We start from the raw sequence: 15,058 nt of genomic DNA on the forward strand, positions 1-15,058 counted from the left end.
CGGTTTGCTTACGGATAGCGTCAAGTACCTGTCTTGGGCTCGGGCAAATGATAGGAATAACTTTGATCCCTACCCGCGCGTTTTGCTTCGTACAAGGCAGTGTCTGCTTGGCGTAGCAACGCGTGTAGATCCAGGGTTGAAGAGTCCAAAGTGGCGATGCCCAAACTGGCAGTCATAGTCAGTTGTTGGTCGTTGTCCAGGCAAAAGGGCAGCAAGGAAATGCTTTTACGGACTCGCTCAGCAACAGCATGCGCTTGTAGTGCGCTGCAGTCCGGCAACAAAATACCAAATTCTTCTCCGCCTAGCCGGCCACATACATCGGTCTCGCGCAAAGCCAGTGAAATACGTTGGGTAACAGCGCTCAAGGCCAGATCGCCGACATGGTGGCCGTGGGTGTCGTTAACGGGCTTGAAGTGGTCGATGTCCAGAACGATGACGCTGATAGGAACCTGTTTCAAACGGCATTGGGTCAGTATTGTCTGGCTTTGCTGATAAAAAGCCTGTTTGTTGAGCAAGCCCGTCAGGTCATCGTGGTGGGCAAGTTGCTGCAGTTTTTCAACCGCCAGATTGCGTGCTGACATCAGGCTGGCGCTGGTGATCGAGGCCAGCGCAATGGAAGCAATCCCGATGCGCAGTGACAGCAGGTCTAGCGAGGAGTGGAACTGATTGGGCAAGAAGTACACCGGCGGGCTCAGGGCAAACAGCGTCCAGAGCACATAGAACAACGTCAGTAAGGTGGTCGAAAAGAGCGAGTAGCTAAGGGCGCACCACAATAAAGGCAGGACGGGAAAGGCCAGGGAGCCGGGGCCGTCAATCAGCAGGCTTAACAAGCTGGCCAATAACAAGGACAGAGCGGGCGCTAACTGGGCCAGGCTCATCAGGTGCGGTTCGTTCCAGTATTCCAGAAAGCGGCGCCAAGGGCGCGCGGGGGCGGTCAGGATGACGGGCAAGATAGCGCTATAGGAAATCAAGCTAGTCAGCATCCAGGACAGAATGGCCAAAGGCAAATCCTGATCGGTATGCAGATACAGGGCAAAACCGCCTAGCAAGGCAGATAAAACGCAGGCCAGGCCGTAGTAGGAGGCCAGGGTCAACATCGCCTGGGGGCGACGCAGGGAAAGATCCAACTGGCGATTGCGGGTGATCAGCCAATACGCCAGGCTGACGCCGCTGACATCGGCTACGGTCAAAAGCAGCGCAATGGGTAGGGGATTGGTGGCAAGCAGCTCGGCACAGAAATAGGCCAGCGTAATGAGTAGCCAGTTAAATTTTTGACTGGCCCAGTCTGGGCGGCGGATAAACAGACCCAGAAGCACAGCTTCGGTAGGCCAGAAGATGGTTAGTGCATCGGAATGGTGCAGCTTGGTACCCAGCAGGGTCAGAAGTAGGACCAGGCTGAACAGGAAAAACCGGGAGAGATAGGAGTAGCGCCGGGGTGGGCGCAAGCAGAAAGCCTGCTTTGGTTTCATATCCGTTGCCATAGGAGCGCACGCTCAACGTGGACGCTTTACAGCGTCGGATAAGTTTTAAGCCGCCACTATTTTAGGACGAAAGCAGGAATGGCCATTACAGATTGTAATTATGTGTTATCAAATGAGACTAATACGGGGCTGTATCTGATTGCCCCGTATTAATTAGGGAACATATTCTTAATTCAGAGCGGGCATGGGATGGCGAGGGGCCACGTGATGCACGTCCTGCAGGCGGAAGCGAAACCGTACGTTGGCATCCTGACTATGGGCGTCGGCAGTGTAGGTGGTGCAGCCGTGTACAGGTGAACTGAAGATCACGGTACCAGCCATACGAGGGCCGTTTTTAGGTTGCAGATACACCGTATCGCCAATGCGAATATCGGTTTTATTCAAGGCAATATGGTCAGGGCGCGAGATCAAACCAGTTGGATAGACGTTTTTCATATTTTTTTCCTTATCGTGTGGTGTCATTACATCGTTTTTTTATTGAGATTTGATGACACCATGATGGACCAGCCTCCACACGGAGGTCAGGCCATTGCTATTTCAATGTAGAGCATCGCTGACTGGACAATAACAATGTCAAGCAAACGTACTCTGTGACAGCATGGACAGCGCCTTATTCGTTTGCCAAGCATATGGACGGAGCAAGTAGTCCGCTACGATGCAAAAAATAAGTCTGGATGTGGCTGCCGTCGCCGTAGTAAATGAATACCCGCATGTTTGGGGACATGCCAGAAGGTCAAAGGGACCTGTTTACGTGGGTATATTCAAGAAAATATTGATCGCACGTTCTTGATGTAATGGATATATGGGCGCGATCAACTAACTATTAAGTCATAGGTTTGCGATGTTGTCAAGTGTCAGGGGGACGTCATTGCTGCAGGTCGATGTTTCTAATCCACTTCTTTGCACGCTATCGTCAAAGCAGGGGCGGGCTGTTGAACAGGCTGTTTTAGAATACGTTCTTTATCTTGCCTTTTGTTGTTGCCTCCCATGATTACCATCACCGGCTTGTTCACCCATCCCATCAAATCCTGTGCAGCCCAGGCGCATCCGCAGGGCGTTGAGGTTAGCGTTGCGGGCCTGGCCCACGATCGCGAGTGGGTCGTTGTTGACCAGCAGGGCGTATTCATGACGCAGCGTCGCTGGCCGCGTATGTCTTTGATTCGACCATTGGTACAGGATGGGCAGATTACGGTCCAAGCGCCCGGTATGGAGACGTTGAGCTGGTCTCTGGATGCTCCGGTAGGGGATAACGTCGCCGTCTCTGTGCGTATCTGGAGTTCAGATACGTTGGGCCGGGATGAAGGCGATCAAGTCGCGCAATGGTTTAGCGACTTTTTGCAAACCCCTTGTCGGGTATTGCGTAACCATAGTCGTGCCCGTCGGTATGTCCTGACTGAACGGGTACGCCCTTGGGAAGAAAAGTCTCAGGGCTGGCGCCAGATCGGTGATCAGCTAAACGGTTTTGGTTTTGCCGACGCCTTGCCTTTTTTGTTCACCAATGAGGCGTCCCTGGAAGAGCTCAATCGCCTGGTTCTGCAGTCTGGGGAGCAAGCGGTGCCCATGGATCGTTTCCGTGCCAACGTCGTTTTCACGGGTTTGCCCGCCTACGAGGAAGACTACGTCCTGGGTGTGAGCAGCGAGGGTCTGAGCTTTGCGTTTGTCCGTCAGTGCACCCGTTGCCCTATGCCCAACGTGAACCAGCGAACGGCCGAGGTGGGCACACAACCCGGTTTGGCCTTGGCGCAAAGTCGCCAGTTTCCGCAAGGCACCTTGTTTGGCATGCAAGCCATGCTGGTTGAATCCCGGTCTCAGAGGCTGACGATTGGCCAGACCTTGGACGTGGAATACAGCTTTTAAGCATTAACCGGCGCCGGATCAGGCGTAGTCCAGGGGCAGACGTGTCGTGAACTTGATCTGCTCCATGGCAAAACTGGAGCTGACATCGGTCAGCTCTATTTCCGAGATCAGTCGCTGGTAAACCCGGTCAAAGCTTTTGATATCCGGCACGACGACACGTAGTAAATAGTCGGTATCGCCGCTCATGCGATAGAACTCCACAATCTGTGGGATTGCCTCGACCACCGCCGAAAACTGGCTGTACCACTGCTTGTTGTGCTGATTGGTCTTGATAGCCACAAATACCGTGACTCCTACATTCAGCTTTTCTGAACTGACTAGCGCCACCCGCTTTTCGATATAGCCCTCTTGTTCCAGACGTTGTATGCGTCGCCAGCAGGGAGTGCTGGACAAACCCACCCGATCGGCAATTTCCTGGATCGCCAAGGTGGCATCGTTTTGTAGGATCTCCAGGATGTGCTTGTCGAATTTATCCAGCATAGAAATAATTTCCTAATAATATCGGTAGTTGTAGATTTTTATTCTCTGAATTCTGCCTGTGGTAGCGTGAAAACGCAATAATTGTCCCTGGGCTCTTGCGTAGACTGTTTCCATTCGTCTTTAGCGATCACGATCAGGAAAACAGCATGCAGGACTGCGATTATCAAAATACGCGTTTGACGCATTTAGGCCGGGACACCCGCGTGTCGGCTGGCTTTGTGAATGTGCCCGTTTGTCGTGGCTCGACTATTTTGGCCGACAATCTGGAGCAATGGGCCCAGCGCAAGGAACCTGACAATCCCTATGTTTCTTATGGCCGCTTCACCAACCCTACCTTGCAAACCTTGACGCAAGCCGTGGCCGAGCTGGAAGGCGGTTTTCAGGCCAGCCTGTTCCCGTCTGGCTTGGCGGCGTGTACCCATGCTTTGTTGGGCATGCTGGAAGTCGGGGATCATTTGCTGATACCGGATTCGGTCTATGGACCGGTACGCGCGTTTGCGCAGCAGGTACTGGCTAGCCGGATGGGTATTCAGGTTCAGTTTTACGAGCCGTCTTTGGGGGAGGAGATAGCCAGCCTGATTCGTCCCCATACCAAGGTGGTGTACGTAGAGTCGCCCGGTTCGGCCACCTTCGAGATTCAGGATATTCCGGCCATTGCACGTTGTGCGCATGCGGTCGGGGCGTATGTGCTTTTGGACAATACCTGGGCTACCCCCTTGTTTTTTAATCCGTTTGAACATGGCGTGGATGTGTCTATCCAGGCTGCCACCAAATATCTGACGGGGCATTCCGATGCCTTGCTGGGAGTTGCCACGGCCAATGAACGCGCTTGGCCGTTGCTGCGTCGGGCGGCGCATGATTTTGGTCAGACAGCCGGGCCTGATGATGTCTTTTTGGCCTTACGGGGCATGCGTACCCTGGGAGTGCGTTTACGTCAGCACCAGTCCAGTGCCTTGCAGATTGCCCGTTTTCTGGAACATCATCCGCAGGTACAACAGGTTTTGCATCCGGCGCTGGAGTCTCATCCCGGCCATGCGATCTGGAAGCGGGATTTTACCGGTTCTACGGGCTTGTTCGGTGTGGTGCTGGAACCGTTGAGCCAAGCGCAGTTATCTCTATTTTTCAAGACCTTGCGCCTGTTTGGTATCGGTCTATCCTGGGGCGGGTTCGAGAGCCTGGCTTTGCCTATGGATATGCCCAAGCGCAACGGGCGCGCCTTGTTCGGGCAGGGGCAGTTGTTGCGTTTGCATGTAGGGCTGGAAGAGCCCCAGCACCTGCAGCAAGATCTGGCACAGGCTTTGGATGCGGCCTATGCCCTTAACACGTCCAGAAACACAGAGGGGCTGTGCTTAGTTGCCCAGCAGGCTTAACTGCTGGTTTTCCTGTCGGGCGATCAGGCGGCGCGTCTGTTCTTCATTGATGTCCAGACTGGGATCGTCCAAAGAAGGTTGAGCGGGGCTGGAGATGCGTTCTGCAATTCGGTTCCATCGCAGCCCCAGTTTGCTGGGCTTGGCCGGGCGGCGACGGCTGCGCGGGGCGGTTTCCTGTTGGTCGGGCGAGTACTGGGTCAGGTCAAACTGGCCTGTAACGATACCCACTTGCTTGAGCAGAACCATGGCTTGCAAGGGACTTTTGAAACTGCGCGGATCTTTGCTGCGGGCGGTAACCAGCACCGCCTGACCGGCACGCGTGGCCACTTGTACAAAAAAATGATTGCCTTGTCCTTTGATGGACACACCTAAAATGCCCCCGGCTTGCGTGGCGGCACGCAGCTGCTGCAGGGTGAAGGTGACGATTGCGCCTTGACAGGGCAAAGAGGACATAAATTAGCGCTCAATAAAGAAAGCCCGCCGTTGCGGGCTGGTCGGGCAAACAGCTACGTCCCCGCAAGAGGGGACTCAAGGGCGACATTATGCCAAAAAATAGGCGGTTCGTGGTTTGGACAGCACAAGACGGAAGGACGTCTTGTGCAGGCTGAGCCTTAGGCTGCGGCCTGTGCGCACAGACGCGGCAGGATGTGGTTAGCCAGCAAAGGGGCCAGCGTCAGCGAACGGATTTCTTGCGGGCTGACCCAGCGGGCTTCTTCCAGCTCGGCAGCGGCCTGAATGTCGCGGTCTACTGTCAACGTAAACACGTGGGCATGAACCATATGGCCAGGCTCATTGGCGGCAGGGCTTTCAAAGTAGGCTTCGTACCGGGCCTGGGCGGTTTCTTCCGCTTTCAAGCCCAGTTCTTCATCCAGTTCACGTTGCAAGGCTTGCAAGGGCGTCTCGCCTGCTTCCAGCTTGCCACCGGCTTGCATGTAATAGGCGCTGCCACATTTACGGACCAGCAAAATTTGTCCGGCAGAGTTGGTGATGTAGGCGGCAGCCAGCAAGATGACAGGATGAGACATGGGTTCTTCAAGCAAAAGGGGTCAAGCCAGGATCGGTTCAAGCAGGCTATTTTTGCACAGGCTCGGAAGGGGTGTCATCCAGGGTTTTGGCTCGCAGCAAATAACGAGTGGCGAAAATGCCCGGAATTAACAAGCCCAGTCGATACCAGCCCAAGTGACTGGTCAGCCAGGCCGAGGCGGCCAGCGACAGCCACAACATGATCAGCGCCCGACGTTTGGCTTTGCGGGTCAAGCCTTGGCCGTTTTCCCAGTTGCGCAAATAAGGGCCCAGATGGCGCTGGTCCAGCAGCCATTGATGAAAGCGGGGGGAGCTACGGGAGAAGCACCATGCAGCCAGCAGCACAAAAGGCGTGGTAGGCAGCAAGGGTAAAACAGCGCCGGCAATGGCCAGCGCTACACATACCCACCCGGCAACCATCAGGGCGTAACGCATCATGCTTAGCGGGGAACGCGTCCCAGCATGTAGAACTCGTCATTGCAGCGCATGGACATGAAGTTGGCCATGCGGTTGCTCAGACCAAAAAAGGCGCTGATGCCGGCAATGTCCCAGGCGTCTTCGTCGCTGAAGCCGTGCTCGTGCAGGGCCTGGAAGTCCGCGTCTTCAATCTCCTGGGCGTTTTGCGAGACTTTCATGGCGAATGCCAGCATGGCTTTTTGACGCGCCGGAATATCGGCCTTGCGCCAGTTCACGGCAACCTGGTCTGCCACCAACGGGTTCTTGGCGCGGATGCGCAAAATCGCACCGTGGGCAATGACGCAGTAATGACACTGATTGGCGGCAGAGGTAGCCACCACAATCATTTCCCGATCGGCATGGCTCAAACCACTGGGCTTTTCCATCAACGCGTCGTGATAGGCAAAAAAGGCGCGAAACTCGTCAGGGCGGTGTGCCAGAGCCAGAAATACATTCGGAATAAAACCGGATTTTTCCTGTACGGCTTCAATACGACTGCGAATATCCTCGGGCATGTCGGCCAGGGTAGGGACGGGATAACGGCTGATAGCGGGTTGTGCTTGTGTCTCGGGCATGGCTTGTCTCCAGGTGAAAATGGATGTTCTAGTTCATCGAGTAATTAAATCCAGCTACGCAAAGGTGTCCAGGGTCGGTCAAGACGATATAATGACATATTGATCCTGCCGCGGGCACGGCTCTGCTATAGAGTCTTACGGGCGGAACTGTACTTGCACACCACTACTGACGCGATAATGACAACCATCCTTGAATCTCTTCCAGTCGGCCAGAAGGTCGGCATTGCCTTTTCCGGTGGCCTGGACACCAGCGCTGCACTTTTGTGGATGCGCAATAAGGGCGCGATCCCTTACGCATACACCGCGAACCTGGGTCAGCCTGACGAACCCGATTACGATGCGATTCCCCGCAAGGCCAAGGAATACGGTGCCACGCTGGCCCGTCTGGTGGACTGCCGTCAGCAACTGGTGGCTGAAGGGATTGCCGCCTTGCAGTGCAACGCCTTTCACATCACCACCGGCGGTGTCACCTACTTCAACACCACGCCTATTGGCCGTGCTGTGACCGGCACCATGCTGGTTGCTGCCATGAAAGAAGACGACGTCCATATCTGGGGCGACGGCAGCACCTATAAGGGCAACGACATCGAGCGTTTCTACCGCTACGGTTTGTTGACCAACCCTGAGCTGAAGATTTACAAGCCTTGGCTGGACCAGACGTTTATTGATGAGCTGGGTGGCCGTGCCGAGATGTCCGAGTACATGCAGGAAAACGGTTTCGACTACAAGATGTCGGCCGAGAAAGCCTACTCCACCGACTCCAATATGCTGGGTGCCACGCACGAAGCCAAGGATCTGGAATACCTGAACGCCGGTATCAATATCGTCAAACCCATTATGGGCGTGGCTTTCTGGCGTGACGACGTGGCTGTGGCCGCTGAAGAGGTGCGTGTGCGCTTCGAGGAAGGCCAGCCTGTTGCCTTGAACGGCGTGGAATTCGCCGACCCGGTGGAACTGATGCTGGAAGCCAACCGCATCGGCGGCCGTCATGGTCTGGGCATGAGCGACCAAATTGAAAACCGCATTATCGAAGCCAAGAGCCGTGGCATTTACGAAGCTCCCGGCATGGCCTTGCTGCACATCGCTTACGAGCGCCTGGTGACCGGCATCCACAACGAAGACACCATCGAGCAGTACCGCATCAACGGTTTGCGTTTGGGCCGCTTGCTGTACCAAGGCCGCTGGTTTGACCCACAAGCCATTATGCTGCGTGAAACTGCCCAGCGCTGGGTGGCTCGTGCTGTTACGGGCGAAGTGACTCTGGAACTGCGTCGCGGTAATGACTACTCCATCCTGGATACGGTTTCGCCTAACCTGACCTACAAGGCCGAGCGCCTGAGCATGGAAAAAGTGGACAGCATGTTCTCGCCACGCGACCGTATTGGTCAACTGACCATGCGCAATCTGGACATCGTGGACACACGTGATAAGTTGTTCACCTACACCCAGGTTGGCCTGCTGGCTCCTGCTGCCGGTTCGGCTGTGCCTCAGCTCAAAGACAGCAAGAAGTGAGACATCGCGGCAGATCGGGGGGCTCTGAGTAGAACCCCTGATTTGAAGTAGCAGTGTCAAAACACCCCAATGCCCGATTCAACAGGCATTGGGGTGTTTTTTATGGAGTTGGCCCAGCGTTCCTGAGCCGTTCTGTTTAATGGCTGCAGTTGTCGCTACTTGCTTGAGTACGCAGAGCGGTACGAGCCTATCGTCAATTTGGTTTGATGAGACCAGCAAGACGCAAGCTGCGCTTAGCGTGCGTCGGGCATCGAATCAGTCGATCAGTTTTCCGCTTGGCTCATGAAAGGCGAACGGGCCATCGAACTGACCCACTGTGGCGGTATGGGTGACGATCTGGCCGTGATTACTCAGTGCATGAACGGCGTAGCCCGGTGGTTCCAGCGTCCAGGCCGAGGTGGCATCCTCAGCTAGGTCCAGGCAGACCTGGTGGGCAACAGAGGGGGCGGTGCTGGCAATGGTTCCGCCAAAGCGGATCTGTATATTGCGATGCAAATGTCCGCTGATTACACGTTCCACATTGCTATGCTGACGCACAATCGCCTCCAGTTGTTCTGCCCCGTTCAGTAGGCCAATCTTGTCCATATGGCCGATCAGGGTGTTGAAAGGAGGGTGATGCAAGGCAATGACGGTGGGGCGCTTGGGCTGTGCGCTCAGTTCGGCTGCCAGCCAGTCCAGTTGCTCCTGATCCAGACTTCCCGCACTGGCACCCGCGACGGCACTGTCCAGGGCCAACAGTCTTAACTCACCCATATCCACGCCGTAGCAAACGGGGCCGGTCTTGCCCAAGTAAGTATGCTCGGGAAAGCTTGCGCGTAATTGCTGTCGATCGTCATGGTTTCCGGGCAGCAGGTACACAGGAATCGTTCCTAGAGGGGCAAGCAAGCGGCGCAAGTGGGCATATTCCTGCGGTCTGCCAAAATCAGTCAGATCGCCCGTCAGCACGATCGCATCTGGCTTTTGGGGCAGGGTCAGAGCGTGCTCTATGGCCTGTTTCAGATAGGGTGCGGTATTCAGGCGCCCATAGGCCAGCCTGCCTTCTTCCCGGATATGCGGGTCTGTCATTTGAATCAGTAGTGTTTTCAGCATCTTTTTCCGAGCTCCCTTAGGTGGGCGCTTTCTGTGTCAACGGTTCGGTGGGGAAGGTAAGTGGCGTGTTCAGGATCAGGGTTGATTAGGGACATCCTGGGAGTGTGTCACGGTGCCTGGCATCAGTTTTATGGGATTGATCCGAATGCCCACGATACTGCCGACCATCGCTGTGTGATCCCGATCAACTTCGGCAATCATGTCTGCCTGGCCTTCGACGCCTAGTGTCAGTTGCACCCTTCCTCCCATAAAACTGCGTTGACGCACCTGTGCCTGTGCCCAGCCTATTGGTCTGTTCATGGAAACGTCAATATCTTCTGGCCGGACCAGCAACTGATCGGTGCCGAGCAAGGTCTCGGGGCAGGGCAGGCATAGATCGGCTAGCTGAATATCCTTGTTCAGCAGGTTTTGCGCTGTACGTTGCAGTACATTCACACGCCCCAAAAAGGTCGCCACAAAAGGGTGGGCCGGGTTGCGGTACAGGCTTTCACCGTCACCGGTTTGAACAATACGGCCCTCGTGCATGACGGCCAGCCGATCGGCAATCGCAAAGGCTTCCTGCTGATCGTGGGTGACATGAATGGCCGTGATGCGTAAACGCCGCAGTAGTTCGGCCAGTTCATCGCGTAAGGAGATTTTCAACTTGGCATCCAGGGCGGCCAAGGGTTCGTCCAATAGCAGGACGCGGGGCTGATTCGCAATGGCTCGCGCAATGGCGACCCGCTGTCGTTGGCCCCCGGACAGCGCAGAGGGCAGACGTTTTTCCAGGCCATTCAGACGCATGAGATCGACCAGCTCGCCGACTCGTTCTTGGCGCAGGGTTGGTGCCATGCCCTTGATTTTAGGGCCATAAGCGATATTGGCTTCTACCGTCATAGAGGGGAACAAAGCGTAGTGTTGAAACACCATGCCTACCTCGCGCTTTTCAATAGGCAGATGGGTGACATCTTGCCCATCGAACAGAATGCGGCTGCCGGCGTCTGGCATTTCCAGACCGGCGATCAATCGTAGCAAGGTGGTTTTTCCACAGCCCGAAGGCCCGAGCAAGGCCATGACTTCACCGGGGTCGATGTCCAGTGTGCTGGGATGCAAACCCCGCGTGCCATCCGCATAGGTTTTGGCGCATTGTTCGATACGTACCGGGACGTGTTTATTTTCCATCGTGTTTCTCCAGCAAGCGCGCCAGTGTTTGCAGCCCCCAGAGCACGGGCAAGATGACGAGCATGAAAATCAGTGTATAGGCCGAGCCCACTTCGATACGCATCGACGCGTAGCTGTCAGCCAGCCCCACGGGCAGGGTGCGGGTCAGTGGCGTATGCAGCATCCAGGTCAGGTTGAACTCGCCCAGGGACAAGGTGAACACCATCAAGCTGCCCGCCACAATCGCGGGCAGGATGGCGGGCAGCAAGATGCCGAAAAAGATCTGGCTAAAGCTGGCACCCAGGGATCGGGCGGCTTCTTCCAGATCAGTCAGGCTACGTTTTTGCAGGGCTGCACTGGTGGTGCGCACCATAAAGGGCAGGGTGAACACAATGTGGCCCACCAAAATGAACCAGAAGCTTTGCCGAAAACCTTGTAAGGAGCCGTAGGCCAGCAGCAGGGCTAACGCCGAGGCCAGCCCGGGAACGGCGACTGGCAAGGTCAGCAGTTCCTCAAAGGCTCGGGCCAGGCGCGAGCGGCTGCGAGCCAATGCGTAGGCACAGGGCACACCAAGCACAATGACAGCCAGTACGCAGAGTAAAGCCAGTTGCAGTGATAGCCAGACCGTACCGCCATAGTTCACCCAGACCTGTTCCAGCCATTTCAGGGTCAGGCCGCTTTTCAGGCCCAGTCGATAGTTGTTGACCAGGCCCGCCATCACCGAAATCAGGATGGGACCCAGCAGAAACAAAACAGTGAGGCCAGTGACCGCCAAAAGCAAAGGAGCAGGGCGATGCATGCTGCCAGAAGAGATCGTCTTCATGGAACCCTCACGCGATGACGGAGGGGTCGCGCACGAGACGCCGAGCCATCCACAAGGTAAACCATGTCAGCAGCCCCAATGAAATGGATAGGCTGGCGGCCAGGGTGAAATTCGCATAATTGGTAAATTCGTTATAGATGGTGATGGGCAGTACTTCGTAGCGGCTGGACAGGGTGAAGGCCGTGCCGAAGGCGCCCATGGAGGTGGCAAACACAATGGCGCCACAGGACAAGGAGGTAGGTGCGAGTTCCGGTATCCAGACGTCTCTGGCGACGGCCCAACGCGAGGCACCGCAAGAGCGTGCCGCTTCTTCCAGATTGCGGTCGATGGATTCTGCCGCCGCAGTGTAGGTGGCAATGGCGCGGGGCAGTGAAAAGTACAGGTAGGCCAGAAACAGACCTAACAGGCCATAGGCAAAGGTCACGCGTCCCAATCCCAGACCCTGTGTAATTTGGGCCAGCAGCCCCTGCCGGCCACCCAGCAAAATAATGAAAAAACCGACAATCACCCCAGGGAAAGACAGGGGCAGGGTCATCAAGGAGAGCAGCAGACGCTTGGCAGGGACGCGATAGCGAGCCATCACAATTCCTACCATGGCGCCCAATATCAGGGTCGCCAGCGTCACGATGGCAGACAGGAGCAGCGTTTGCAGCAGGGCCTGCAAGTAACGTCCTGATGTCAGAACGACCCAATAGGTGTGCATGCCTTCTTGTGCGGGTAGTGCCAGGAGCTGTGCTGCAGGCAAGAGCCAGAAGGCGGCAAAGAAAGCGACAGCGGGGGCCGAGCACAGGGGTAACAGGTATTTGCGTTGCATACGCTAACTCCACATCTCAGAGGGCCGCTTAGCGGACCTCGGCCAGGTAACGTTCGGCAAAGGGTTTCTGGCCTTGTGCCATGCGGTCATAGTCAATTGCTTTGGCACGGGCGTATTCGCTGTCAGGCAAAAAGCGCGACTGTGCCTGTTCGCTGATGGCGCTGCTGCGAACCGGACGCAGGAAGGCATTGGCCCAGATGGATTGACCTTGCTCGGAAAGCACAAAATCCAGCACTTTACGTCCCTCTTCGGTGTGCGGTGCCTTGTTGACCAGCGACATCACGTAAGGAACCACAATCGTGCCTTCTTGCGGAATCACGAAGGCCACATCTTCTCCGTCCTTGTATTGGGCGCGATAGGCGCTGAAGTCATAGTCCAGCAAGATAGGGATCTCGCCGGAAATCAGGCGCGCATAGGCGGTTTGCTTAGGGACAATGGGGTTGTTTTGCTGCAGGGCCTTGAACCAGTTGATGGCCGGATCAAAGTTATCCATCGTGCCGCCCAGGGCTTCATTGATGGCCACGGCGCCCACATAACCCACGAAGGCGGACGAAGGATCCAGGTAACCGACCAGACCTTTGTATTCCGGTTTGAGCAAGTCGTTCCAGGAGGCAGGGACCGGTACATCGCCCAAGGCTGATTTGTTGACCATGATGCCCATGGTGCCGGAGTGAATGGCAAACCAGTGGCCTTGCGGATCCTTTAAGCCTTCCGGAATCTGCTCCCAGCCCTTGGGTTTGTAGGCCTGCGTCACGCCTTCTTTCTGGGCCTGAATGGCGAAGGTAATACCCAGATAGGTCACATCGGCCACCGGGTTGGCCGATTCGGCAACCAGTTGGGCCAGCGACTGACCGGAGTTCTTGTTGTCTGGAGGCACGGTAATGCCGGTGTGCTGTTTGATGGCCTCGATCTGGCTGGCCCAATCAGCCCATTCGGGTGGGCAGTTGTAGCAAATCGCCGTCTGTGCGGCGGCCGCATTGCCCAATGTCAGCATGGCCAATGGCAATGCGAGGCGGCAGGCCAGTGTGCTCAGGATGTGTTTCATGGTTGGTCACTCCAGTTAGTAGGTGGGTCTAGATAAAGCCGGCATGGCTTGCAAGCAGGGGTGTTGCGGGAAAGTTTCCCGGAAAGGAAGGCACAGCATTGTCAGGGCGCCTGTAGTTGGAACGGAGAGGGGGCGCAGGACTCACCCGGATCAAAGGTGTAGGGCAGCAATATCGACTCTTGAGCCGGGACAGCTTGCTGCCGGGCGATAGAACCCAGCAGCAGGCCAATGCACTGGCGGCCAATTTCCTCATTGGGTTGAGCAATGGTGGCCGGGCGAGGGAACAGCTCAGCCCCCAGGCCAATGCCGTCAAAGCCGATGATGCTGATGTCCTGGGGTACGCGTAAACCGATCTGCTGGGCGGTGCGCAGACAACGAATGGCAATCAGGTCATTGGAGCCAATGACGGCCGTAGGCCGATCAGCCTGACGCAGCAGTCGGGCGACGCTGGCCAAATGAATGCCGCCTTCTGTGGAGGCAGGGGCTGTCGGGTCCTCAGGAGGGTGATCCATAAAAGGTACTTCCAGTAGCGGCATGGGGGCCAAGCCCGCGCTTTCCATTCCTTTGAGGTAACCGCAACTGCGTTGTTGGGCCCGGTCCGAGACATGCAAATGTCCGCTCACCATGGCAATGCGGCGATGCCCTTGGGTGGCAAGGTGACCAATCAGCTCAACCATGGCTTGCTCACCATTGACGCTGACGCAAGGGTGTTCGGGATGCTGGTTGTAGGCCAGTACATAGGGGCAGGGTGTGGTGCTCAAGCGTTCCAATGCCGGGGACGTGGCCGGATTGGAGACCACCAGCACAATGCCTTCGACATTGCTGGCCAACAGCAGAGCTACGGCCTGGGATTCACGTTCGACGTGGTATTCCGTAAAGAAGGGCAAGATGGCGTAGCCGGCATGGGCGGCGGTATCGGCTATCCCTTTCAGGCACTCGGCAAAGACGGGGTTCAGCAAAGTAGGCAAGACCACGCCAATCACACGGCTGCGTTGGCTACGCAGGCTGCGGGCCGAAGCATTGGGTTGATAACCCAGGGCCTGGATGGCAGTTTGCACACGCAGTAGGGTTTTTTTACCCACTTTCTCTGGTTCGTTGAGCGCACGCGATACCGTGGCAACCGATACCTGCGCTGCCTTGGCAACATCCAGGATTCCAACATTGGCCATGACATTCAGCCGTCAAAATGAAAACGATTACATTTGAGCAAAGGCATATGTCAGGCAAATGACGAATCGGTTTTTTTCCTGCCGGGCGCCAAGAACCTTATCGGGTTTCGTGGCCGGAAGCATCGTTCCTCACCAAAATTGATGCCACTTATACGAGCGGGATCTGAAACAGATCCTGGTCTTGATGCGGCGGATTCTACAGTGGGCTCTCCTGAACAACAGGC

16 protein-coding genes are annotated in these 15,058 nt (G+C 56.0%); 3 read left to right on the top strand and 13 right to left on the bottom strand.

The genetic code is table 11. The features are described from left to right. Positions 1-20 precede the first annotated feature (20 nt). Positions 21-1,469, bottom strand: coding sequence for a GGDEF domain-containing protein (locus AC6I6N_RS01155; RefSeq protein ID WP_108727289.1), 1,449 nt, complete (start codon positions 1,467-1,469; stop codon positions 21-23). A 180-nt stretch (positions 1,470-1,649) separates the two neighbouring features. Then, a complete protein-coding gene (locus tag AC6I6N_RS01160) occupies positions 1,650-1,916 on the bottom strand; it encodes a hypothetical protein (protein WP_108727290.1) in 267 nt (88 codons plus the stop codon). 552 nt (positions 1,917-2,468) lie between these two features. Between AC6I6N_RS01160 and AC6I6N_RS01165 the strand changes: the two genes are divergently transcribed. Further along, the gene (locus tag AC6I6N_RS01165; RefSeq protein WP_094196348.1) at positions 2,469-3,338 is read left to right on the top strand and encodes an MOSC domain-containing protein; all 870 of its coding nucleotides are present in this window, start codon (positions 2,469-2,471) and stop codon (positions 3,336-3,338) included. Positions 3,339-3,356: 18 nt separating this feature from the next. Here the strand turns inward: AC6I6N_RS01165 and AC6I6N_RS01170 are convergent, their stop codons facing one another. Then, on the bottom strand, positions 3,357-3,818 hold the full coding sequence (locus tag AC6I6N_RS01170) for an Lrp/AsnC family transcriptional regulator (protein ID WP_497942703.1): 462 nt from the start codon (positions 3,816-3,818) through the stop codon (positions 3,357-3,359). Between the two features lie 146 nt (positions 3,819-3,964). Between AC6I6N_RS01170 and metC the strand changes: the two genes are divergently transcribed. Beyond that, positions 3,965-5,188 (top strand): cystathionine beta-lyase, encoded by a 1,224-nt coding sequence (gene metC / locus AC6I6N_RS01175; RefSeq protein WP_497942705.1) that lies wholly within the window; start codon positions 3,965-3,967, stop codon positions 5,186-5,188. On the opposite strand, the gene AC6I6N_RS01180 is transcribed toward metC, so the two are convergent. From AC6I6N_RS01180 to AC6I6N_RS01195, 4 genes are all read right to left on the bottom strand, one after another. Then, positions 5,168-5,641 carry a hypothetical protein gene (locus AC6I6N_RS01180; protein ID WP_094196350.1) on the bottom strand — a complete coding sequence of 158 codons (474 nt, stop codon included), beginning with the start codon at positions 5,639-5,641 and terminating at the stop codon, positions 5,168-5,170. The two genes, metC and AC6I6N_RS01180, sit on opposite strands and share 21 nt — an antisense overlap. A gap of 158 nt (positions 5,642-5,799) precedes the next feature. Next, positions 5,800-6,213: an NUDIX hydrolase gene (locus AC6I6N_RS01185; protein WP_497942710.1), complete on the bottom strand. Its 414-nt coding sequence runs from the start codon at positions 6,211-6,213 to the stop codon at positions 5,800-5,802. A gap of 46 nt (positions 6,214-6,259) precedes the next feature. Beyond that, positions 6,260-6,649 (bottom strand): YbaN family protein, encoded by a 390-nt coding sequence (locus AC6I6N_RS01190; protein ID WP_094196352.1) that lies wholly within the window; start codon positions 6,647-6,649, stop codon positions 6,260-6,262. A gap of 2 nt (positions 6,650-6,651) precedes the next feature. Continuing rightward, positions 6,652-7,242 (bottom strand): peroxidase-related enzyme, encoded by a 591-nt coding sequence (locus AC6I6N_RS01195; RefSeq protein ID WP_094196353.1) that lies wholly within the window; start codon positions 7,240-7,242, stop codon positions 6,652-6,654. Between the two features lie 177 nt (positions 7,243-7,419). On the opposite strand from AC6I6N_RS01195, the gene argG reads away from it, so the two are divergent. After that, positions 7,420-8,754 (top strand): argininosuccinate synthase, encoded by a 1,335-nt coding sequence (argG, locus tag AC6I6N_RS01200; RefSeq protein ID WP_108727294.1) that lies wholly within the window; start codon positions 7,420-7,422, stop codon positions 8,752-8,754. 255 nt (positions 8,755-9,009) lie between these two features. On the opposite strand, the gene AC6I6N_RS01205 is transcribed toward argG, so the two are convergent. The 6 genes from AC6I6N_RS01205 to AC6I6N_RS01230 form a co-directional block, all read right to left on the bottom strand. Next, positions 9,010-9,843 (bottom strand): phosphodiesterase, encoded by an 834-nt coding sequence (locus AC6I6N_RS01205; protein WP_121738677.1) that lies wholly within the window; start codon positions 9,841-9,843, stop codon positions 9,010-9,012. A 75-nt stretch (positions 9,844-9,918) separates the two neighbouring features. Then, positions 9,919-11,004 (bottom strand): ABC transporter ATP-binding protein, encoded by a 1,086-nt coding sequence (locus tag AC6I6N_RS01210; protein WP_094196356.1) that lies wholly within the window; start codon positions 11,002-11,004, stop codon positions 9,919-9,921. Beyond that, the gene (locus AC6I6N_RS01215; protein WP_376912725.1) at positions 10,994-11,806 is read right to left on the bottom strand and encodes an ABC transporter permease; all 813 of its coding nucleotides are present in this window, start codon (positions 11,804-11,806) and stop codon (positions 10,994-10,996) included. Before AC6I6N_RS01215 ends, AC6I6N_RS01210 begins: the two co-directional genes overlap by 11 nt. A 7-nt stretch (positions 11,807-11,813) precedes the next feature. Beyond that, positions 11,814-12,620 (bottom strand): ABC transporter permease, encoded by an 807-nt coding sequence (locus AC6I6N_RS01220; RefSeq protein ID WP_094196358.1) that lies wholly within the window; start codon positions 12,618-12,620, stop codon positions 11,814-11,816. Positions 12,621-12,648: 28 nt separating this feature from the next. Further along, positions 12,649-13,614, bottom strand: coding sequence for an ABC transporter substrate-binding protein (locus AC6I6N_RS01225; protein ID WP_230018814.1), 966 nt, complete (start codon positions 13,612-13,614; stop codon positions 12,649-12,651). A gap of 152 nt (positions 13,615-13,766) precedes the next feature. Next, entirely contained in the window at positions 13,767-14,834 is a 1,068-nt protein-coding gene (locus AC6I6N_RS01230) for a LacI family DNA-binding transcriptional regulator (protein ID WP_321266110.1), read from the bottom strand. Between the last annotated feature and the right edge of the window lie 224 nt (positions 14,835-15,058).

This window comes from Alcaligenes sp. LTN-3, from assembly GCF_059735605.1.